At 33.4% G+C, this 23,215-nt stretch carries 15 protein-coding genes; 11 read left to right on the top strand and 4 right to left on the bottom strand.

Annotated elements, in window-relative coordinates:
• Positions 1-6: 6 nt before the first annotated feature.
• The 3 genes from DF185_RS17870 to DF185_RS17860 all read right to left on the bottom strand — a co-directional run bounded on the left by DF185_RS17870 (position 7) and on the right by DF185_RS17860 (position 3,367).
• On the bottom strand, positions 7-927 hold the full coding sequence (locus DF185_RS17870) for a GYDIA family GHMP kinase (protein ID WP_110362130.1): 921 nt from the start codon (positions 925-927) through the stop codon (positions 7-9).
• Position 928: 1 nt separating this feature from the next.
• Positions 929-2,251 carry a hydroxymethylglutaryl-CoA reductase, degradative gene (locus tag DF185_RS17865; protein ID WP_110362129.1) on the bottom strand — a complete coding sequence of 441 codons (1,323 nt, stop codon included), beginning with the start codon at positions 2,249-2,251 and terminating at the stop codon, positions 929-931.
• A gap of 123 nt (positions 2,252-2,374) precedes the next feature.
• A complete protein-coding gene (locus DF185_RS17860; protein WP_110362128.1) occupies positions 2,375-3,367 on the bottom strand; it encodes a beta/alpha barrel domain-containing protein in 993 nt (330 codons plus the stop codon).
• A gap of 295 nt (positions 3,368-3,662) precedes the next feature.
• Here DF185_RS17860 and DF185_RS17855 point away from each other — a divergent pair, with 295 nt between their 5' ends.
• From DF185_RS17855 to DF185_RS17830, 6 genes are all read left to right on the top strand, one after another.
• Positions 3,663-4,103 carry an NfeD family protein gene (locus DF185_RS17855; RefSeq protein WP_110362127.1) on the top strand — a complete coding sequence of 147 codons (441 nt, stop codon included), beginning with the start codon at positions 3,663-3,665 and terminating at the stop codon, positions 4,101-4,103.
• 350 nt (positions 4,104-4,453) lie between these two features.
• Positions 4,454-5,584: a DUF4249 domain-containing protein gene (locus DF185_RS17850; protein WP_110362126.1), complete on the top strand. Its 1,131-nt coding sequence runs from the start codon at positions 4,454-4,456 to the stop codon at positions 5,582-5,584.
• Positions 5,585-5,941: 357 nt separating this feature from the next.
• The gene (locus DF185_RS17845; protein WP_110362125.1) at positions 5,942-7,069 is read left to right on the top strand and encodes a DUF4249 domain-containing protein; all 1,128 of its coding nucleotides are present in this window, start codon (positions 5,942-5,944) and stop codon (positions 7,067-7,069) included.
• A 35-nt stretch (positions 7,070-7,104) separates the two neighbouring features.
• Complete coding sequence (locus tag DF185_RS17840; RefSeq protein ID WP_110362124.1) at positions 7,105-7,785, top strand: hypothetical protein; 681 nt, start codon at positions 7,105-7,107, stop codon at positions 7,783-7,785.
• A gap of 11 nt (positions 7,786-7,796) precedes the next feature.
• Positions 7,797-10,517 carry a TonB-dependent receptor gene (locus DF185_RS17835; protein ID WP_110362123.1) on the top strand — a complete coding sequence of 907 codons (2,721 nt, stop codon included), beginning with the start codon at positions 7,797-7,799 and terminating at the stop codon, positions 10,515-10,517.
• A 4-nt stretch (positions 10,518-10,521) separates the two neighbouring features.
• Positions 10,522-12,615, top strand: coding sequence for a hypothetical protein (locus DF185_RS17830; RefSeq protein WP_110362122.1), 2,094 nt, complete (start codon positions 10,522-10,524; stop codon positions 12,613-12,615).
• Between the two features lie 20 nt (positions 12,616-12,635).
• Here the strand turns inward: DF185_RS17830 and DF185_RS17825 are convergent, their stop codons facing one another.
• Positions 12,636-13,031: a rhodanese-like domain-containing protein gene (locus tag DF185_RS17825; RefSeq protein ID WP_110362121.1), complete on the bottom strand. Its 396-nt coding sequence runs from the start codon at positions 13,029-13,031 to the stop codon at positions 12,636-12,638.
• Positions 13,032-13,253: 222 nt separating this feature from the next.
• Between DF185_RS17825 and DF185_RS17820 the strand changes: the two genes are divergently transcribed.
• The 5 genes from DF185_RS17820 to DF185_RS17800 are packed head-to-tail and all read left to right on the top strand — an operon-like array spanning position 13,254 to position 23,215.
• Positions 13,254-14,117, top strand: a complete 864-nt coding sequence (locus DF185_RS17820) for an ABC transporter ATP-binding protein (protein ID WP_243421793.1) — start codon at positions 13,254-13,256, stop codon at positions 14,115-14,117.
• 7 nt (positions 14,118-14,124) lie between these two features.
• On the top strand, positions 14,125-17,472 hold the full coding sequence (locus DF185_RS17815; RefSeq protein ID WP_110362119.1) for a golvesin C-terminal-like domain-containing protein: 3,348 nt from the start codon (positions 14,125-14,127) through the stop codon (positions 17,470-17,472).
• Between the two features lie 12 nt (positions 17,473-17,484).
• A complete protein-coding gene (locus tag DF185_RS17810; RefSeq protein ID WP_110362118.1) occupies positions 17,485-18,978 on the top strand; it encodes a TolC family protein in 1,494 nt (497 codons plus the stop codon).
• Positions 18,979-19,018: 40 nt separating this feature from the next.
• Positions 19,019-20,068 carry an efflux RND transporter periplasmic adaptor subunit gene (locus DF185_RS17805; protein WP_165836066.1) on the top strand — a complete coding sequence of 350 codons (1,050 nt, stop codon included), beginning with the start codon at positions 19,019-19,021 and terminating at the stop codon, positions 20,066-20,068.
• Between the two features lie 6 nt (positions 20,069-20,074).
• Positions 20,075-23,215 carry an efflux RND transporter permease subunit gene (locus tag DF185_RS17800; RefSeq protein WP_110362116.1) on the top strand — a complete coding sequence of 1,047 codons (3,141 nt, stop codon included), beginning with the start codon at positions 20,075-20,077 and terminating at the stop codon, positions 23,213-23,215.

The following is a 23,215-nucleotide window of genomic DNA, read 5'->3' as shown; positions in this document are numbered from 1 at the left end:
CAATTGTTAACTCAAGATAATATCATCCCAAGCAAATATTGTAGTTAATCCTTTCTCATAAAAATAGCGATACACCTCTCTCTTTCCCATATCTGATCGAACCAAAATAAAGTCTCCACCCCATGCTCCCAATGATTTCATACTTCCTTCAAAATCAGGAAATTTTTCAGTTTTTACCGGATCTGTACAAATTACTTCTCCAATAAATCTTTCATGTTCAGAAATCAAAGCATCAAATTCCATAGAGTTTTCACTCTGTAATAATCTCTTACTCAGTAATGATATGCTTTCAACCTGAGTTTTGTTAACAGGATTTCCATTCAGATATTTCTTTACACTTTCTTCACTATTCTGCTTATTTCCCAGGTATACAAAGAAAAGTTGATCCGAAAAATTAGGTTCAAACCTTATTGGATATATCATTGGATGAGATTCATTTCTACGAAATAAAATGGGCAAACAATAATTTGCACAAGCAATATCATATCCAGAACCATTTGAAACTAAAGCATGCAATTCATATGGATTCACATCGGCCCATTGTGCAATATTATTAATCAGACTTGAACTGCTTCCTAATCCCCAATTTCTATCAAAATTAATTTCCGTTTTAATCTTTAATGAATGATTTTGCAAAAATTCTGGATTTAACCTCTTTGCCTGATTCAAAATAAAACACACAAAATCCTTCTCAGAGAACCCCTTGTTTTCTGCCTTTAGAATCTCATTTTCAGAGATTGAAAATTGCAACCAAGGTTGAGCTCTATCCAATGCGGTCCACTCCAATACATCCGTATCTGATTCATAAATTTCCATCAATTGACCAAATCGAAGTGGTATTGCCAATGACAAAGCGCCATGCAAAACCAAATACTCTCCGGTAATTAGAAATTTAGCATTTGAGTAATATTTTTTTAATGGTGTCAAACTATCGCAACTTGGTTCTAATTGATTTTATAAATGATTCTACTTCGCTATAAGATACTGTTTTGTGTGCAAAATATTCCAAGGCTTGTCTCTTTTCCTCATAATCGGCTTTTAATGCATTTAAAAGATTGGATAAATGCATTTTCATATGGCCATACTGTATTCCAGTTGTAACCAAAGATCTTAAAGCGCCAAAATTATTCGCCAACCCAGCAGTAGCCGTAATCATCATTAACTCTTTAGCAGATGGTTTTCCAAGTAATTCCAAACCAAATTTAGCCAATGGATGTAAACTGGTTAGTCCTCCAACCGTTCCTAGCGAAAGAGGTATTGTTAGTTTGTATTTAAATCGGTTATTTGATACGGAAGCATGAGTAAGACTTTTATATTTACCTGATTTTGCTGCCCAAACATGACCGTTAGCTTCTATTGCCCTGAAATCATTCCCTGTTGCCAATGCAACGGCATCAATCCCATTAAATATTCCTTTATTGTGGGTAGCAGCCCTAAAAACATCCACTTCTGCAATTTTTGAAGCTTTTGAAAATTTCTCTGCAAACTCTCTACCACTCATTCCTGGCTCAATATTATCAAGCTCCTCGATATCGCACTCCACCCAACTTTCAACAAGACAATCTGGAGTATAATTGGATAAGATAGACATGATAATTTCACATTCGCGCTCTATATCTTTTAAACCCTGATAATATTTAAAGAATTTCTTCATGGTCTGCGCCATCTGCTCCAAACATGAATTTATAAAATTCGCTCCCATCGAATCTACGGTATCAAAATCCACATGTAATTGGTAATAATTTTCCATTTCATGCGATAAATCTACCAATCGTATATTCTGAATACCACCTCCACGTTGGCGCATATTTCGTGTCAACTCCTTTGTTGTTCGATAGAGTTCATATTTCAACTCAGGCAATAAATCTAACAACCTTACTTTTTCGCCTTTCCATAAGAAATGCACTTGCCCAGATTTTACCACAGAAATAACTCGTGCATGAAAACCTCCATGATTTGACCAAAACTTGGCAGATCGAGAAGCTGCAGCAATTACAGAACTCTCCTCAATAACCATAGGAATATGATACAAACTCTTATTAATCAGAAAATTTGGCGCAACACCAAAAGGCAAATAAAAATTAGATAGTGTATTTTCGCTTATCTCATCCAACAGATCTTGTTGTTCCTTATTCTGTAGTCGAAAACTATCTAGTTTTGCTTTAATCTTATCAGCACTATCAGTAAGAGCAGCAACTTTTTCTTCCCGAGATAGCTTTGAAAAACCTGATATTATCGATTTTCGCTTCATAAATTAATATTTAATTCCTGCAATAAAGGAAAATTCAGCAAATAATAAAATACTTACAGGTCCTAAATTACATTTTTTATTCAGCGAAGCAAAACCAGTTCAGAAAAAAATGTGTTAATGGAATTACTTTAGCTTTAAATATGTATTCGCTATTTTTAAACCTTCAATTTGAGTTTGAAGATATTTTTGTAGATCAGAATATGAATCTTGTGCATATTTTAATAACTCTGAAGCTTGACCATATATAGCAGGCAGTTTACTTTTCTCAGTTAAATAATAACCATCAATAAAACTATGAATCCCACCCGAGATAATGAGTTCTTTGCATTTTATGTGCTTATTGCTTTCAACAATAGCATTGGTCCATTCCAGCATTTGATCAGCAGTATGACCAATTTTTGCCAAAGGTTCATACAGTTGTATCAACTTATCAGGATTTCTCATCATTTCAATCTTGGCGAAATTGGTTCCTCCAAACGCACCAAACTCAATAGCTTGCAAAGGCAATTGTAAAAGTTGATTTAAACTATTAGGTCCAAATCCTTGTCCAACTTCCTTTACAATCACAGGATAATCAGCATATTTTAGCAAATCTTTTATGGATTCTATAGGTGGCCTTACAATTAAATCACCCTCAGGCTGAAGCCATTCTTGCATTGGGTTTACATGAATGATGATACCATCTGCCTGAAGTTTTGAAACCAGATTAGAAATTTTAGATAGTTCATTATTTTTTATCAACTCCTCCAATTGACAAATACCTAGGTTAGCATACAATGGCAAATCTGATCCCAACACATGTCTTACATCAAAATCTTCCAGATATGTGTCATCCTCCAGTAACAACCTACAAGAACCCAAACCCATTCCCATACCAAATTCTGCACAAGCTCTAGCCAAATTTGCATTGATTTTTCCTGCAAGTTTAGTGCCTCCTGTCATACTCGAAACCCAAATTGGTGTTCGAATTTCTTTTCCTAAAAAAGAAAACGGTTTCAATTCCTTTTGAAGATGAGTATTTATAAATGGTTCATAGTAAAACCTGTCATCAACAAAACTTTTTTCAATTTGAGAACGAAAAGCCAATTCTATATGATCCTTTTTTCTATCGGTCATTATTTGTCAATTATTACAGTGGTCAATCCTAGTCCTATCGGTATTGTTCATCCTACCTAATCTTAGTTGCACTAAGTTAACACATAATTTCATACAACATTTAAAGGTAAATCTACACAAAATTACCTCAAATATAAATCTATTTTGAATCATTCTTAATAATATGTCGCCCATCACAACTATTACTTGCTGATTTTGTGATTATTACCTCCTAAATGTTAAACTTGACAGTTTTGGCACTAGGATCATACTTAAAGTTGTCATAATTTTACTTTCCATGTAAAAACTTATCGCTATGGAACTAGAAATTTGGCATTTATGGATGCTATTGTCAATAGGTTTGTTTGTGGTTGAAATTATGACTTCTACATTTTCTTCTCTGTGCTTTGGCATTGGTTCACTTAGTGCAGGAGTATTGGCTTACGCTAATTTTTCCATCTCAATTCAATTGATTGTATTCATTACCCTTTCTATAATTAGCCTAATGATTCTTAAACCTTTTTTGAAGCAAAAGCTAATTAGTAAAAAGGGAGTGCATATTTCTATCGATGCAGATTATATTGGAAGAGAAGCTTATGTAATGGAAGAGATCAACCCACAGAAAAACAAGGGAAAAGTTATTATTGCAGGAACAGGTAAAAAAGCAACAACTACAACTGGCAAAATAATTCCAGAAGGTGCCTTTGTTGAGATATTAGATTCAAGCGAAATAGAATTAACTGTAAAAGAAATATAAAATCTAATCCTAATAGATTCATCTCTCCGCTTAAATACATAAAAAACAATCATACATGTCGGTTCAATTTTCACAATTGTTTTTTTACTAAGGGGAGATGAAATTTATTTATAACAACGCTATTTTAGATAAAAATTCATTATCAAGCTAAAATTCTCTTCTCTCTAAATTAACTAAATTGTTTCTACCTCCCATTTTATCTAAATCTTATAACACCATAAGTATATACATCTACAATTTTATTGTTTCAATCACAACAATATTATGATCTATGTAAATTCAGAAAATAAAATCCCTCCGAATTATTATCATATATTTATACTTGCGCTAAATTACTAACACCTAACAACATGTATTACAACACCATAATAAAGCTATTAAAGATCATATTAGTTCTTTTTGTCTTGGTAAATTCTTGTACTGAAAAATATTTTCCAAACATAGACTCAACTGCAGGACTCCTTGTTGTGGATGGTCGAATAACTAATGACCAAACTCAATTTGAAGTTAACTTATATAGAAGTGTTGAAATCGAATCACATGACTCCTTACTGTTCGAAACAGGAGCACAAATAATTACCCATTGTGATGATGGAACATCTATCTTAATGTCAGAGATGTCACCTGGAAAATACATTAATATGAATCCTTCGTTTAAAGGAGAAGTTGGTAAAACATACTGGATTGAAATCACCACCAAAAATGGTAAAATCTTTGAATCAAATCCTGAGATAATGCTTTCTCCCATATCGATCAGCAATATTTATGGAGAGGTTGATAAAATTATCATTGATAAAAATGAAAGCACAAATGCCGTAAAATTTTATTTCGATTTACAGAACCCTGCAAACGATTCAGACTTTTATTTATGGGAATATCAAGCAAGTTTTGAGTGGCATACCATTAGTAATATTCCCAAATCAGAAAACCCAGCTTATATCTGTTATCCTGAAGAACGTTCAAATAGAGTTCATATTTATAATGCATCAAATTTAGAAGTCAAATCTCTAAAACATTTACAAGCGGCTTTCATAACAGAACATGAGGTGAAGCTGAATTATGAATATTATTTTCAAGTGCATGCATTTACAATTAGTGAGGAATGTTATAAGTTTTGGAGTAATATAAAAAAAGTAAGTCAATCAAACGGGACTTTATTCGATGTTATCCCAGCTAATGTAGAGGGAAATATTCAATGTTGTAATGGTGATGATCAAATTTTAGGTTATTTTCAGGTCTCTTCACACACTCAAAATGCTGATTCTTTCAAAGCTGATAATTACAATATTAAATTTTCTCAAGAAACTATCAAATGTAGAACTTCCCAAATCTCTTCATTGGAATATGACCCTAAAAAACATCATATCATAGAAGTCATAACACTTCCAAAAGGCGAAATAGCGTACAAAGTAAAACCTAACTTTTGCTACGATTGCAGTTTAAAATACTCCAGAACTAAACCTTCATTCTGGGTCGATTAAAATTTAATATTAAAAAATACTGAATTCATAAAATTCACAATCATTCCTGAATATCTTTTATGTTAAAATTATAAAGTTCACACCATCCCTTTCAATTAAATACATTAACAAACTCATTATTAAACAAATTAATCTTATTTTAAAATATAGAATTGATATAAATTAAAAGATAATATAATTAACGAAATTGTATATACTACACATTTTAACCGCATTTTATAAGACAATAAATATAAATATCAAATTTTTATTGTTTCAACCATTATAGGGTTATGTTGAATTATCGCGTAAACACCAAAAACATTCAAATTATTATCATATATTTATAAGCACTCTAAACCACTAACCCCTAACAACATGCACCTTAATACCATAATAAAACTAATTAAGATCATTTTGGTTCTTTTGATTCTAGCCAATTCCTGTACTGAAAAATATTTTCCAAATATTGACTCAACAGCCGGAATTCTTGTTGTAGATGGTCGAATAACTAACAATCAGACTCAATTTGAAGTTAATTTATTTAGAAGTGTCGAAATCAATTCACATGATTCCTTATTGTTCGAAACAGGAGCACAAATAATAACTCATTGCGATGATGGTACATCTGTATTATTGTCTGAAATCTCACCTGGAAAATACATTAATAGCAATCCTTCTTTTAAAGGAGAGGTTAATAAATCATACTGGATTGAAATTACTACCAAAAATGGAAGTGTATTCGAATCAAATCCTGAGGTAATGCACTCTCCAATATCGATAAGTAAAATTTATGGAGAAATTGATAAAATTATCATTGATAAGGACGAGAGTAAAAATGCAGTTAAGTTCTATTTCGATATAGAGAACCCATTAAACGATACAAACTTTTTATTGTGGGAATATCAAGCAAGTTGGGAATGGCATACAATTGTTAATATTCCCAAATCGGAAAATCCTGCATATACCTGTTATCCTAAAGAACGCTCAAATAAAGTTTTTATTTATGATGCATCGAATTTAGAAGTTAAATCTGTAAGCCATTTGGATCTTACATCCATAGCAGAAGATGAAGTTAAGTTGAATTATGAATATTATCTTCAAATACAAGCATATACAATTAGTAAAGAATGCTATAAATTTTGGAGCAATATTGATAAAATGAGTCAATCAAACGGAAGTTTATTCGATGTTATCCCATCTAATGTCGAAGGCAATATTCAATGTTGTAATGGTAATGAGCCAGTTTTAGGATATTTTCAGGTCTCTTCGCATACCAAAAATGCTAATTCTTTCACTTCTGATAATTTCAATATTGAATTTGCACCAGAACCTATAGATTGTAGAACTTACATAATTGACTCTAAATTATATAATCCTCAAAAACACCATATCATTGAGATCAAATCTTATCCTCAAAGCGCTGATTACTATGTTAAATCAACCCATTGTTATGATTGTAGCCTAAAATATTCAAGAACCAAACCTTCATTCTGGATTGATTAAGCTTTTAACACAAAAAACAAATAGATCCAAACACTATGAAACTATACAAAAGAATATTCATTGCAATTCTAATTATACTTGGCTTTAGCAATAACCTTATTGCACAACCAATTCCAAAACAATCAAGCAAGAATTTAATAAATGGAAAAATCTGGACTCCTTCATTAATGAACTCTGAAAATTCACAACTTTTCTTAAATAGCTTAGGCTTAAAAGGACAGCTAAAGATGCAATCAATTATACATCAAAATGTCATACTCGGATATGATCTTGAACAAGATGAAATACTTACTACAATTGAAACCCGAAATAATACTAAAAGAATCATTGCATTAAATAAATCTGAATTAGAAGAGTTTAAATTCAAAAAAGCAGGTCAGGATTTTCATTTCAAACGTGGAGATCTCATCCATGAAAATCTTGATAAAGATACATATTATCAAGTAACTACTAATAATAGTTTAGTATATGTAATTCATCGAAAAATGATTAAAATTCTTCGCCAAAAGACATCTAAGTACAGTTTTAAAAGCGACAATACTATTTATATAATACAAAATGGGTTGCTACATCAGATTCGAAATCGCAAAGATCTATTAAAAATCTATACTAAAAATTCCAGCGAAATAAAAAAATTCATACAACGGAATAAACTTAAAATAAAACCAAAGTATCCTATGAATATCATTCCAATAGTATCGAATTATGACTCTTAATTCCTGATAAAATGAAAAGAAAAATCCTATTATTAATTGGTTTGCTAGTACTAATCCATGGTAGTATTAACGCACAGCAGTATTTTTCTCTTGGAAAGGATGGCATGTCATTTATAGAATTCTCAACAGAATTAAAAAACAGGCATAACATACAATGTTTTTATAAAATTGATTGGGTAAATGATATTTATTTGACTAAAACCTATAAGGATGAAAAATTGGAAAATATACTTGAGGATATTCTAAAAGACAAAAAATTAAAATTTATCATTAGACAAAACATAATAGTTATAACAAATAAGCTGGATTTCAATTCTACTTTTAGTGTTTACGAAATTAAGAATGACAATACTGGTTCAGCAGAAAATAGTGTTGTAAGTAATTCTGACTTATCAAAACTTCAGGAACAAGAATACAGAATTCACTATATTGGAAATTCCATTGGAAAGAAAAAGGTAAAATTATTCGGATATATTTCCCATCACGAAAGTCGTACTCCTCTTAATTCCGTTGAAATCTATTTACCCAATATTGCTCAAGGAGTTACTTCCGATTCAAAAGGATATTATGAATTTGAATTACCACCAGGCAGGTACAATTTACAGTTCAAACACATGGGGTTGAAATCTACAACTCGAAAGGTTAACCTAAGGGGAACAGGACGTTTGGATATTCAAATGACCAATGAAATAAGGCAGATAAAAGAGGTAAAAGTTACCGCCAAAAATGATAAAGTAGCTCGTTCTTCAATGGGTATTGAACACATAAAAATGGAGGAAGTTCATAGTTTACCAACTGCTTTAGGGGAACCTGATATCATAAAAAGTACTACAATGCTACCAGGTGTAGAAAGTGCTGGAGAAGGAGCAATTGGGTTTAGTGTTCGTGGTGGTTCTGCGGATCAAAATTTAATCCTAATTGATAATGCACCTATTTACTATCCCGCTCACTTTTTTGGTTTCTTTTCTCCTTTCAATAGTGATATTATTAATGAAGCAAGTCTATATAAAGCAAGTATACCTGTTAAATTTGGAGGAAGAATTTCATCAACTTATGACATTCACGCTCATGACAACATTAACAATAAAATTAAAACAAAATTAGGAATTAGTCCTGTTACATCAAAAGTTTACTCAAGTATTCCAATAATCGAAGATAAATTATCAATCGTCAATTCATTTAGATTTACCTACTCAGATTGGGTAATGGAAAGAATTAACTCCAAAGAGCTTATTAATAGTAAAGCGGATTTCTATGATATACATGGAAAAGTTTTGTATAAACCAAATCAAAACAATCAACTTTCTCTTAGTTATTATAATAGCAATGATGAATTTCAGTTACATTCAGACACAATATATAACTTTAAAAACTTTATAGGATCTATAAATTGGAGACATCGATTTTCAGAGAAATTAAAGGTATTACAAACAGCATATACAACACATTTCTCCTATGATATGAGCTCCGATGAAGTAACTACTAATGCTTTTAACCTAACACATAAAGTAAAAGAAACCGGTTTTAAATCTTCCTGGAACTACGAGAAAAACCTCAACACAAGCTTCGATTTTGGTGGAGACGTTAAATATTACAACATAGAACCAGGTAAAATGACTGCAGCCTCAGAATCTTCATATGTTAAAACCAAGGAGATAGGCAAAGAAAAAGCCATTGAGGGTGCATTATTTTTAGGATCAACATTTGATCTTACATCATCAATTACGGTTGAAGGAGGTATCAGATATTCATTATTCGGCAATGTAGGTTCAAAAAATGAATTAATTTATGAAAATAATGTTATCGGTGAATTAAATATTATCGACACTACAAATTCCTCTGGAATATATAATATCAGCCATGGTCCCGAAGTTAGATTAGGGCTAAGTTATAGGCTTTCATCACAAAGTTCAGTTAAAGTAAGCTATAACAGAAACAGACAATATATTCATTTATTATCCAATACAACAGCAATATCGCCTACCGACACTTGGAAACTTTCGGATAAATATATGAAAGCTCAAATTGGTGATCAATTGTCATTAGGATTTTATAAAAACTTTAAAAATTCTGCTTCTGAATTTTCCGTTGAAGCCTATTATAAAAAAATTAAAAATGTAAAGGATTACAAAGACGGGGCTGAATTATATCTGAATGAATTTGCAGAGATGGAAGTTATTAATGCAAGAGGTAAAAACTATGGAATAGAATTTTTATACAGGAAAAATATAGGAAGATTTAAAGCTATGCTTAGCTATTCCTATTCTAGAAGCTATCTAAAATCCGCAGATAAAACTGGAGAATTCGCTATAAATGATGGGGAATATTATAGAGCACCATTTGACAAGCCTCATAATATCAAATCATTTTTAAGCTTAAAACTATCACGAAGGTTTATCTTATCAACAAACCTCACTTATCAAACCGGACGACCAGCTACCTATCCTATAGCAAAGTACTATATTCAAGGTATACCTGTAATGCATTACTCCGAACGTAACTCCTACAGACTTCCAGATTATTTTAGAGCCGATTTGTCTCTGTTAATGCAAGGAAACTTAAAAAAGAAAAAGGCATTTCATTCTTCATTGATTTTTGGTGTATATAATGTTACTGGTAGAAAAAATGCTCACTCAGTTTATTTCAGATCTGCTCACAATAATGTTACTGGCTATAAACTATCAATTTTTGGACAAGCAGTCCCTACCATCACCTATAATATTGAATTCTAGAACTATGAAAAGGTTATTTATAATATTCATATTACTATCCATCCAAATTAGTTTACACGCGAAAGAAAACCATAGGTTATTTTTGGAGAAGATACACTTGCATACAAACAAAAGTATTTTCATTGCAGGTGAGCCATTATGGTTTAAAGCTTATTGTATCAATCTTGGAAATAACTTACTTTCAAAACAAAGCAATGTCGCTTACATTGAGCTCATTAATAAAGATGGTATACCAGTTTCAAAAGAAAGTGTGATTTTAAAAAATGGAATGGGTGAAGGAGGTTTCGTAACCAACAAAGATTTACCAACAGGTAATTATAGTCTTAATGCATATACTCATTGGTCAAATTCATTCTCAAAGGAACTTATTACTGTAGTTCCTATATACATTTTTAACAATAATACGACTTCAAAACCACCCCTTAAAAATTCCCAACATGAAGTCATTATCACTCCTTTAAAATCCAATTCATGGACTGCATTAGATAGCATTTCTAATCAAGATATCAAGATTGAAGCTCAAGTTGAAGATCTAGAAAGAATTTTAAGCCTGCAATTTACAATTCCACAAGCCAATGAGCAAAGTCAATCGGAATTCGAGCTTATTCTTAGGTCACAGAGAGATTCTATTCATTCAAAATTCAGATTTTCAGATGGAAAATGGACTAAAAAAATCAAAATAAATAGTCTTAAAGGTGAGATATATTCCTTTCATTTACTAAATAAACAAGGAGAAAAAATAGCAGAACATACTCTTTTCCTTAGGAAGTTATGGAACACAACGCCTATAGAAAAAGCACGAATAGTTCTTGGTCCAAGAAAAAATACAAAAATAGAACTGAACTATAATGACTACTCTAACTTTGGCGATACCTTATTTCTTTCAGCGAGTCTACGTAAAAAGGAACCAGTTAAAAGTAGAGTTGATTTCATTAACTTTTTAAATTTTTATAAATATTTCGACCATAATGCTAATTTATTCGAACCATCAGTAGTTCAAAGTTTAAATAGAGTGTGCTTCAGTTCTTCAATTGCACTCTACAGAAAAATATTAACTGATAAACACCAGGTTAGTAATGATAAATATATAGAGAAAGACAATTTTATTCTAGAGTGTAAAATAATTAGTCCTGATACCAAGAATGCTTTATCGGACCATGAAATCCTTATGACTAAAACTGGGGAGTATGCTGATTTGCAATCCCAATACACAAATACTCAAGGGAAATGCTACTTTAGGTTACCGCTTCAATCAGGTTTACATGATATTGCACTACAACTAATAAATACAGACACTATAAAATACAATTTTATATTAAAAGATAAATTCAACAAATCAGGTGTAAATTTAAACAAACCAATTTTCAATATAAACAATGCGGAAAACCTTAAATTCGTAAAAGAACAATGGGAAAATTACAAAGTTCGAGAGATTTACAATCAAATTGATTTTGCACCTAATAAAGACACTACAATATACCGTGCTCAATCTAACTTTTTCGGAAAACCAAAGATTAAAGTTGTTATTGATGATTATGTAAGATTAGATTCTCTCCCAGAATACTTCCATGAATTAATCTCACATGTTAGAATAAAATACAATAAGAAAAAATCCAACATATTCGTTTATAATGATGATCAGCTCAAGCAAATGCCATATGAAGCATTATTCTTATTTGATGGATTAGTATTTTCAAATCCTAACGAAATACTTTCTATGAATCCTAGAGATATAGATCGAATTGAAGTAGTTCCCTATGAATATTTATACTCTGATTCTCATTTTTATGGAATTACACACATCATTTCTAAAAAGAAAAACTGCGAAATACAGCAACTCCCTTTTAATACTGAAAGGTATTACCTTCCACTTTTTACTAAAGAATGTAAACAAATCAATAAACCAAATATTCTTGATGGATATCCTGATTTTAGAACAGATATTTTATGGCAACCAAAATTGGTGCTATCAAAAAACAGGAATATTGAATTAGAATTTACATCCAGCGATATAATTGGCGATTATGAATTGGTTATAGAAGGAATATCCAATACAGGAAAACCATTTGTACTGTCACAAGATATATTAGTTAAATAAAAGATTTACAAGGCTAAATATTATCTATATCTCTGAACTTTGGGATCGACCTCAACTGACCAGCGGTCGATTCCACCTTTTAAATTATAAACTCGGGAGAATCCATTTTTTCGAAGATAATTCATAACTTGTTTGCTACGTATTCCCATGTGGCAAAACACTACCAAATCTTTATCCTTTGGTAGTTCTTCCATTTTTGAAGGAATATCTCCCATCGGAATATGTCTGGCATTTTCCAAATGGCAAATTTGAACTTCGACAGGTTCACGAACATCAATCATTACCATATCTCTTCGTTTCTCTATTTCCTGAAGAATTTCAAGAGGAGTAAACTCTTTTCTATCAGAAGAATCATCTTTTATACTAAAAATCACACCTTTACATTTTGCGTTTACAGTAAAGATACGCAGATCCATAAAATAATTCCATTTTCTGTAACCTTTCTTCCTTATTTCTTGTCTGATAAACTACATAAATCGAGTAAAGAGGTAAGTTTATCGAATAATGAATATAAAGCATATAAAAATTTAGCATAAATTGTAAATTTGATAGGCAGTTTCAATTAATTATGCATATCGATTACACCACCAATAAAATTCACTAATTGAAGGCTACCAATGCAAATTAAAATAGACTCTTTGAGTAAAGTATATCCTAATGGCAAAAAAGCTCTTGACAATATCAATTTAGAAATTGGCAACGGCATGTTTGGCCTATTAGGACCAAATGGCGCAGGTAAATCCAGTTTAATGCGAATATTAGTCACGCTAATGCAAGCCTCTGAAGGCAATGTGTATTACGATGGGTTCGATCTAATAAAAGATCGAAAGGAAATTAGAAACATGCTTGGATACTTGCCACAGGATTTTCGATTTTTTACAAAATTAAAAACCTGGGAATTTTTAGACTATGCCGCATCATTAGCAGGAATTAGAAGCAAGAAAGTTAGACGGGAAAGGGTTGATGAGTGGCTCGAAAAAGTTGGTCTGTTTGATGTAAGAGAACGTGATGCAAACAAACTCTCAGGGGGGATGAAAAGAAGATTGGGAATCGCCCAAACTTTAATTGGCGATCCTAAAATTATCATTGTTGATGAACCAACAACAGGCCTTGATCCAGAAGAACGAATCCGTTTCAGAAATATCTTATCAGAAATTAGTCAGAAAGATGTTATCATCATTCTCTCCACACATATCGTAGGCGATATTTCAAGTGTTTGTAACAATTTGGCTCTTTTAAATACCGGAAAACTTGCCTTTAATGGTTCTCCACAGGAATTAATAGAACAAGCAAAAGGACATGTTTGGCAAGTAAATACTTCAGGTTATGAATACGATCTAATCAAAGAACAGTACGCTGTGGTGTCAACTATTCCTACCAAAGATGGATGGGAGGTTCAGTTAATTGGTGATGGGAGTAATTTTAAAAATGCCATTGAACTAGAACCCAACCTTGAACATGCCTATGTGTATTTTATGGAAAAATCAGCAACATTAATTTAGAATTTACATGCTTTCTCTACACACCATACAATCCGTAGCCAAATACGAAACCAAAACATTGCTTCGTTCATGGTTTTTCAGAATTTTTGCCATAATGGCCATCCTATTTATAGGAGGTTTTAACATTGCGGCTTTTGTTGAAGGTAGCGATGCTCCATGGATTTACAGAGCTTTACCTGCAGCTATTCCTTATGCCAACCTTATCATTCTCAATCTTGGTCAAGCCATTGTTGCAGTCTTTTTGGCATCTGAATTCTTAAAACAAGACAGCAAAAACGATACTGTTGAAGTGATTTATGCCCGCTCAATGACCAATAGCGAATACATTTTAGGCAAATCCCTTGGCATCATCATGGTATTTGTAATTCTGAATGTAATCATGCTACTTATGGGGATCGGTTTTTCCTTTCTGAGTAACGAATCATCGCAAAACATTTGGGTACTTTTATATTATCCTCTCTTAATATCAATTCCCACCTTAATTTATATACTGGGATTGGCTTTCTTCATGATGATTCTACTAAAGAATCAAGCCATTACCTTTATTATTTTATTGGGTTATATCGCTTTAACCATCTTTTATTTAAACACAAAAGTTTACCAAATATTCGATTATATCGCCTACCAAATTCCCATGATGAATTCAACAATAGGCGGATTTGGAAACATATTTGAAGTGGCGATTCACAGAGGAATCTATCTGTTTTTAGGAATTGGCTTGATTCTATTTACCATTTGGAAACTACCACGTCTTCCTCAATCGAAAAGGTTGGTTTCATTACCAATTTATTTGGCATTAATAAGTTTTGCCATAGCAGGTGGCCTAAGCTATAAATATCTGGATATTAAAATAGGAAGTGAAAAGTACAGAGACAAGCTGATCTCAATAAACAACCAGTATGTTGATTACGCAAAACTTGAAGTTAGCAAGTGCGACTTACACCTAACACACCTTGATGATCAAATTCAAGTTTCAGCAAAAATCCAAGCCAAAAACAATTCTAAGCAAAGTATCGATACGCTAATATTTAGTTTAAACCCACAACTTAAAATCAACTCTGTATCAATCGAGAACAAGCCTGTTCAATTTCTTCGAAACGAACAACTAATAAAAATTGTTCCGAAGAACAAAATTGCATTAAACAAAGACCTTAACATTCAATTCGATTATGCAGGTAAAATTGATGAAAGAACACACTTTTTAGATTCTGATCCTAACTTGATAAGGGACAACTTTACCGCAGAGATGTTCAGAATTAGAAAAAGAAATTCATACCTAAAAGACGATTTTGTTTGCCTTACAAGCGAAGCACTTTGGTACCCAATTTCAGGAGTGGGTTATTCTTCTCTTTATCCAAGTTTATATTCTCCTGATTTTGCAGAATTCAAACTACATGTAAAGACTCAGGAAAACTTAACAGCAGTATCGCAAGGCAAGCGAAGCAAAACAAATGCTGGTGAATTTTCATTTGAACCAGAGTACCCTTTACCTCAAATCAGTTTATTAATAGGAGATTATCAAAAACAAAGTATTGATGTTGATTCGGTTGAATATTCAATTTATTCAATCACGGGAAATCAGTTTTTCCTTAAACACTTTAATGTCATTCAAGATAGCCTTCCATCTTTAATACGAGAACTTAAAAATGAGTATGAAACTTCACATGGCTACTCCTATCCTTTTAAAAGATTGTCAATGGCCGAAGTACCAATTCAATTCTCGCTGGACAAACACAATTGGTCAGTTGCCGGTAATGCCATACAACCTGAAATTATTTTCTATCCTGAAAAAGGAGTTGTAATGGAAGAAACTGATTTTAAAAATCGCAGAAAGCGCTTTGAAAAGCGAATGAAGAGAGATAACGAAGAAGTTTCAGAAGAAGAACTGCAGGCACGAATTTTTAAACGCTTTATTCGTGGTAATTTTATGCCGCCATCAAATGAGTGGTATCAATTCGACCATGTCGATAGAAATACATTCTCTATTTTCCCAAATTACTTTTCTTATTCATCTGGTATATCTTCCAAAGAAATACCTGCATTAAATACTGCATTAGGGGTTTATATCAAGGAAAATAACGAAGTATCACAAAACTTCTCACGTTGGCGCTGGCAAGGAATCAGCAAAGCCGAAAGAATTAATCTACTTCTTAAAAACTCTTCGCTTAGAGATATTGCTGATATAAAAATTCCTAAGGCAGATGATTTAGATGATCAAATCATATTAAACGATATTTTAAGAGTAAAAGGCAAGCATTTGTTCTCTCTTTTTAAAGCCAGATATGGCGAAGATAAATTCAACAAGGTGCTTAAAGAATTTATTGAATCAAATCGTCACCAAAAGTTCTATTTCTCTCAATTCGATAGCCTTTTGTTGGCCAACTTTAATTCATCTGTAAAATCGGAAATTGAAGATTGGTACACCACGACCAAATTGCCTGGCTTTTTATTAAAAGATCTTCAAACCTACAAGGTTAAAGATGGTGATCATATCAAATATCAAATTCGATTTAAAATTTCCAATCCAGAATCGGTTGATGGAATTGTAAGCGTTATTATTGAAACTGGTGGACAAAATAACCGATTCAGAAGAAGAGGCGGAGGAAACAAAAAACCTGATTTCTCAAAATCCATATTTATTCCTGCTCATTCTGCTAAGGAAGTGGGCTTTGTATTTCCATCAGAACCAGGCAGAATGAATGTCTTCACTCACCTTTCTGAGAATCTTCCGAACAGTCTGGTTTATGATTTTATTTCATTTGCCGATACCAAAAGAAGCAAATTCTTTAATGATACCCAGGAGTGTGACTTATTTGAAGGTGTTTTAGATGCCAATGAATTTGTTGTTGATAATGAAGACAAAGGGTTTGAATACATTCAGATTTCTAACAAGAGCCAATTAAAACAATGGGTTGATAGCCGAAGAGATGATATTGAAGAATATGCCAGATTAAGAACCTGGAATCCACCAAATGAGTGGAAAAATGTACTAAGATCGGGCTTCTTTGGTAAGTATGTACGCTCAGCATTTTTTACAAAAACAGGTACTGGAGACAGAAGTGCCAGTTGGAAACCTGAATTAAAAAAACCTGGGTACTACGATGTGTTCTGTCACGTGAATAAGATTGAGCAATATTGGGGCCGAAGAAAAAAAACAAAAACCGATTATAACTTTAAGATCTATCATGAAGATGGATTTGAGGAGGTGAATAAATCCGATCAGGAGCTGGAAAATGGATGGAACTATTTGGGCAGTTACTATATCACTCCCGAAACCGCAAAAGTTGAATTAAATAACAAATCGGTTGGTGCATACTTATTCGCCGACGCAATTAAATGGGTAGAAAACAAATAGACTTATAATAGCATGATTCTTAACAAGCTTACATTAAAAACATTCGCTTTAACAGGATTTTTATTCATTGGTTCTTTTTATGCTTCAGCACAAAAGGAACTCACTTTGGAAGAAGCCCTTTTAATAGCATTCGACAACAGTCCTGACATTAAAAAATCGAGGATAAATATGCAACAGAATAAGGAACGTTTGAATGCTCAGTTGGCATCATTACGTTCACGATTCTCATTTGATGTTACACCTATTTCATACGAGAAAACCGAATCCTACAACGAGTATTTCTCTACTTGGAATACTTCAGAAAATAAAGGTACCAGTGGAACTTTTACCGTTTCTCAACCTATTAAATTAACAGATGGTAAATTGTCATTACGAAATGAATTTGGATATCAGGACAATTCATCAGAAGCAAGTGGTTCTTCTTATTCTGGTTATAACAATTCGTTGTACATGCAGTACGATCAGCCAATTTTCACCTTCAACAAAACCAAAATGGATCTAACTCGAAACGAGTTGAATCTGGAAAATGCAACTCTTTCCTATTCCATTCAGATGCTGAATATCGAGCGTCAGGTGAATCAGGCATTCTATAACATTTACCAAAAACAAATGGCCTTAAAAATTTCTGAGGAAGAATACGAAAATCAGAAAATCAGCAAAGAAATTATTGCAAGTAAAGTAGAAGGAGGACTTTCGGCCAAGGAAGAATTATACCAAGCAGAATTAAACCTGGCAACTAGTAAATCTAATATGGACAACAACCAAGTTGAACTTGAGAATGCAAAAGATGACTTCAAACTACTACTAGGAATTTCTCTTTACGAGGACATCTCAGTTTCTACCAATATTCAATACGTTCCTGTAATTGTGGATCTTGAAAAAGCCATTAAAAATGGATTAAGCCAAAGATTGGAACTTACCCAAAGAGAAATTGATTTGAATAATGCAAAATTCGACTTGATTGAGACCTCATCAATTAATGAATTTAAAGGAAATATCAGTCTTTCAATGGGGATAATGGGAAATAACAAAAAACTGGCCGATGTTTACGACAAACCAACTAAAAGCCCACGAGTTGGTGTTACTTTCTCTATCCCGATTTTCGATTGGGGTGAAAGAAGAGCAAGAATCAGAGCAGCAGAATTGGAAGTGGAAAGCAGACAGATCGATAAAAACAGTTTGAAAGACGATATTACCATCAACATCCGAAAAACTTATCGCAACCTGCAAAACCTCATCCAACGAATAGAAATTGCCAAGCAAAATGAGAAAAATGCTCAGTTAACCTACGATATCAACCTGGAAAGGTACCGAAACGGAGATTTAACGAGTATCGACCTTGAGCGATTCCAAAATCAACTTTCAGGGAAAAAAATGGAACTTGCCAATTCTTTAATAAGATACAAGCTTGAACTATTAAACCTTAAAATTCAATCACTTTGGGATTTCGAAAAAGATCAATCTTTTGTACCACTTGAGTTACAAGAGAACATAAAAATGAACTAATTTAAAATCAATACTAATTCAAAATATAATGGCCTTAACAATGAAACGACTTGCAATTTTACTTTTGGGAGCTACACTTTTCGCTTCTTGCGATGATAAAAAAGCTGATTTAAATAAGGATATCGCAATTCAGGTATCCGTAAAGGAAATTGCACCTAAAAGCATCGAAAAATACATCAGTACAACAGGTACAGTAGAACCAATTAAGACGGTAGATTTAAAATCAGAAGTTGCCGGAAAATACCAACTTCAAATCAATCCAAACACAGGAAGAAAATTCCAATTGGGAGATTACGTAAAAGAAGGAACTGTTGTAATTCAGCTTGAAGACAAGGAATACGAAAATAATATCAAAATCAAATCCTTAGAGCTACGATTGGAAATTTCGAAGCAGACTTTCGAAAAGCAGCAGTCACTTTACAAAAAAGGAGGCGTAACCCTTTCTGAATTAAAGAATGCTGAAATTGAATTGATTAATGCCAAATATTCATACGAGGATGCAATATTCCGATTGGAGAAACTAAAAGTAAAAGCTCCATTTTCAGGAACGATTACAAATCTAAACTATTATACCGAAAACACAAGAATTGAAGCTGCTTCTCCAGTTCTAAGTATGATGGATTACAGCAATCTTCACATGGAAATTAATCTTGCCGAGAAAAACATTTCCATGATTAAGACTGGTCAGCCAGTTAATATCGTAAACTATACCATCCCTGGCGATACTTTAAATGGAGTGCTTGCTCAACTTTCACCAGCCATTGATGCCGAAACTCGTTCGTTCAAAGCGGTAATTAATATCAACAACTCAAAACTATTGTTACGTCCAGGAATGTTTGCCAAAGGAGAAATTGTGGTTGCCAAGGCAGATTCTGCACTTGTAATTCCTAAAAATGTAATTCTAAACAAACAAAAAGGAAACGTTGTGTTTGTTGTTCACAAAGGATTAGCAGAAGAACGTATAATTGAATTTGGCTTAGAAAACCCAGATGAAGTGCAAATTGTTTCAGGATTGGAAAAGAAAGATCGATTGGTTGTTAAGGGCTTTGAAACGCTTCGAAATCGTTCAAAAATTAAGATTGTAAAGTAATTCCACATGAAGAAAATAACTCAATTTTCAGTTAATTACCCAGTAACTGTGTCCATGATTGTATTGGCCATTTTACTATTAGGCTATGTTTCGCTGGGTAAACTGAGTGTAGATCTATTTCCGGAAATGAATGCTCCGCGCATTTTTGTGGAAATAAAGGCAGGTGAACGACCTCCTGAAGAGATAGAAAAACAATTCATTGAAAGTATAGAATCTCAGGCCATCAGGCAAAAGGGTGTAAGTCAAGTTTCATCGGTTTGTATGGTTGGTTCGGCTCGTGTAACCGTCGAATATACCTGGGGAAGCGATATGGATGAAGCTTTTCTTGACCTGCAAAAGGCTTTAACAACATATTCTCAAAATTCTGAGCTAGACGATTTCACAATCACTCAGCACGATCCTAATGCATCTCCTATTCTAATCATGGGAATGCTTCATCCGGAAATAAAAGATATGGATGAGCTACGGAAGATTGGTGAGAATTACATCCGAAATGAATTAATCAGATTGGAAGGTATCGCTGAAGTTGAATTAACTGGTGCACTTGAGAAAGAAATTCGAATTGAAACCAACCAATATCTTCTAGATGCTCATGATCTGACTGTTGATCAAATTGTTCAGAAAATTCAAAGTCTGAACCGAAATGTATCCGGCGGAAGCATCGTTGAAATGGGTACCAAGTACATCATCAAAGGTGCTGGTTTAATTCGAGAAATAGAGGAGATAGAAAATGTAATTGTTGGCACTAAAAACCTACAAGCAAACCTTCCAACACAAGCTGGTGCAAATCAGGGCAACCAAGTTCCTGTTAAAAATAAGGTGCCAATTCTACTAAAAGATGTAGCACAAGTAAAGTTTGTTCCCAAACAGGCTCAAAATATTGTTCGAATAAATGGTGAACGCTGTGTAGGGCTTTCCATTTACAAAGAAACCGGATCGAATACAGTAAAAGCTGTAGAAGATTTCGATACCGCAATGGAATCCATTAAAAAAGCTTTGCCGGGATATCAATTCGTCATTGTTCAAAATCAGGGACAGTTTATACAAAAAGCCATTGATGAAGTAGAAGAAACAGCTCTTCTCGGAGTTTTGATAGCGATTTTTGTACTGTTCATTTTCCTTCGCAGGTTCAAAGTTACCGCTATCGTAAGTTTCGCAATTCCAGTTTCTATTATTGCCACTTTCAACCTGATGTACTTTAATGGCCTTAGTCTAAACATTATGACTTTGGGTGGATTGGCTCTTGGTGCAGGGATGTTGGTAGACAATGCCATTGTTGTGATTGAGAACATCTTTAGAAAAATGGAACTTGGCTTATCGGTGAAAGATGCAGCCATTGAAGGAACTTCTGAAGTAGGTGGAGCCATTGTAGCTTCTACGTTAACTACCATTGTGGTATTCCTTCCGATTGTATATTTGCATGGTGCTTCTGGCGCCTTGTTCAAAGATCAGGCCTGGACTGTTGCATTCTCATTGATTGCTTCTCTTTTTGTAGCCATTCTCTTTATTCCAATGCTTTTTAACTATGCCTACAAGGGAAGTAAGAAAAAGGTCAAATTTAAATCTGTTAAGATTGGATGGTATGGCGAATTGTTAGGCAAGCTTTTAAATAAAAGAGGGCTTGTAATTATTAGTGCTTGTGCTTTACTGATTGTAACCGGACTTATTCTTCCAATGGTTGGTAATGAATATTTACCTAAAAGTGGTGTTGGTGAGTTTAGCTTAGATATAGAGCTACAAGAAGGCACACAATTGAAAAGAACCTCAAAAACGGTTGATGCCATTGAATCGATGCTTTGGCAATCTATGGGCGATCAAATTGAAACGGTTTACAGCAAAATTGGCCCTGATACAGGAAGTGCAACCGACAAAGCTGTTTTCCAAAATGAGAATACTGCCAATATCAAAATCCGATTGAAGAAAGAATACATTTCTCTTTCAGAAGAAATTCTAAACAATGTTGGAACATTAATCAGCAATGTTCCTAATGCCGAAATATCTATTGTAAGAGATGAAACCGCATTACAATCAACTATTGGAACAGAAGATGCTCCTATTGAAGTTGAAGTAAAAGGAAAAGATATGGCGGTTTTAGAACGCTTATCGAATGAGATTAAGGAGAGTTTGATTTCAATTCCTGAACTGGCCAATGTGCAAACCAATATTGAAGAAGGTGCTCCTGAAGTTAATGTTGTGGTTGATCGCTATAAAGCAGGTATTTTTAACATGAGTACCGAAAGTATTGCCGGACAATTACAGGACATGCTTATGGGAAAACAAGCAGGCAAATACGAGCATGGTGGCGAAATGAGCGACATCACTGTCCAACTTCCTGAGATCAGTATCAGTGAACTGAATTCTGTAATGCTTCAGAATGGCAATTCAGAAATTCCTCTATACGAAGTTGCTCATATCGAAAAGTCCTCATCGCCGAAACAAATGCTTCGCAGAAACCAAAACCGAATCGGAAAAATCAGTGCAGATATTCATGGCGATATGGCATTTGACCAGGTTGTTGGGAAGATCAATGAAAAATTAGCGAATGTAGACTTGCCAACGGGTTACCAAATTGGATTAATTGGTGAAGAACAAAAAAGACAGGAATCCATGTCGAACCTTAGCTTTGCTCTAATGCTTTCGGTAATTCTTGTGTATATGGTAATGGCATCTCAGTTTGAATCTTTAATTCATCCATTTACCATTTTACTTACCATTCCTTTGGCAGGAGTTGGAGCTGTTTGGGCTTTCTTCCTACTAGGGATTCCTATGAACATTATGGCTTACATCGGAATTATCATGCTGGGAGGAATTGCGGTAAACGACTCCATAATTCTGGTAGACGCCATCAACCAGTTCAAGGAGCAAGGAAACTCATTACGCGATTCCATTATCATGGCTGGTGAGAATAGAATTCGACCAATTATCATGACCAGTGTAACAACCATTTTGGCTCTTCTTCCATTAACAATTGGATTTGGCGAAAGTGCTGCACTTAGAGCTCCAATGGCTATTGCAGTAATTGCAGGTTTGATTACTTCTACCCTTCTTAGTTTGGTAGTAATTCCTTGTGTATACTTTGCCTTCGATAGAATTCAAAGTTTTATCACCAATTCAAGGGAAGAGAGAATTAAATATGTGAAAGAGTAA

Origin of the sequence: Marinifilum breve (assembly GCF_003202155.1) — a bacterium.
Taxonomy (GTDB): Bacteria; Bacteroidota; Bacteroidia; order Bacteroidales; family Marinifilaceae; genus Marinifilum; species Marinifilum breve.
The sequence above is the reverse complement of the archived record's forward strand: the minus strand, read 5'-3'. Positions and strand labels throughout refer to the sequence as shown.

Bases quoted from the DNA above. Each gene is read 5' to 3' on its own strand.
- DF185_RS17865 (WP_110362129.1), bottom strand. From the start codon at position 2,251: ATGAAGCGAAAATCGATAATATCAGGTTTTTCAAAGCTATCTCGGGAA.
- DF185_RS17860 (WP_110362128.1), bottom strand. From the start codon at position 3,367: ATGACCGATAGAAAAAAGGATCATATAGAATTGGCTTTTCGTTCTCAA.
- DF185_RS17855 (WP_110362127.1), top strand. From the start codon at position 3,663: ATGGAACTAGAAATTTGGCATTTATGGATGCTATTGTCAATAGGTTTG.
- DF185_RS17850 (WP_110362126.1), top strand. From the start codon at position 4,454: ATGTATTACAACACCATAATAAAGCTATTAAAGATCATATTAGTTCTT.
- DF185_RS17845 (WP_110362125.1), top strand. From the start codon at position 5,942: ATGCACCTTAATACCATAATAAAACTAATTAAGATCATTTTGGTTCTT.
- DF185_RS17840 (WP_110362124.1), top strand. From the start codon at position 7,105: ATGAAACTATACAAAAGAATATTCATTGCAATTCTAATTATACTTGGC.
- DF185_RS17835 (WP_110362123.1), top strand. From the start codon at position 7,797: ATGAAAAGAAAAATCCTATTATTAATTGGTTTGCTAGTACTAATCCAT.
- DF185_RS17830 (WP_110362122.1), top strand. From the start codon at position 10,522: ATGAAAAGGTTATTTATAATATTCATATTACTATCCATCCAAATTAGT.
- DF185_RS17825 (WP_110362121.1), bottom strand. From the start codon at position 13,031: ATGGATCTGCGTATCTTTACTGTAAACGCAAAATGTAAAGGTGTGATT.
- DF185_RS17815 (WP_110362119.1), top strand. From the start codon at position 14,125: ATGCTTTCTCTACACACCATACAATCCGTAGCCAAATACGAAACCAAA.
- DF185_RS17810 (WP_110362118.1), top strand. From the start codon at position 17,485: ATGATTCTTAACAAGCTTACATTAAAAACATTCGCTTTAACAGGATTT.
- DF185_RS17805 (WP_165836066.1), top strand. From the start codon at position 19,019: ATGAAACGACTTGCAATTTTACTTTTGGGAGCTACACTTTTCGCTTCT.
- DF185_RS17800 (WP_110362116.1), top strand. From the start codon at position 20,075: ATGAAGAAAATAACTCAATTTTCAGTTAATTACCCAGTAACTGTGTCC.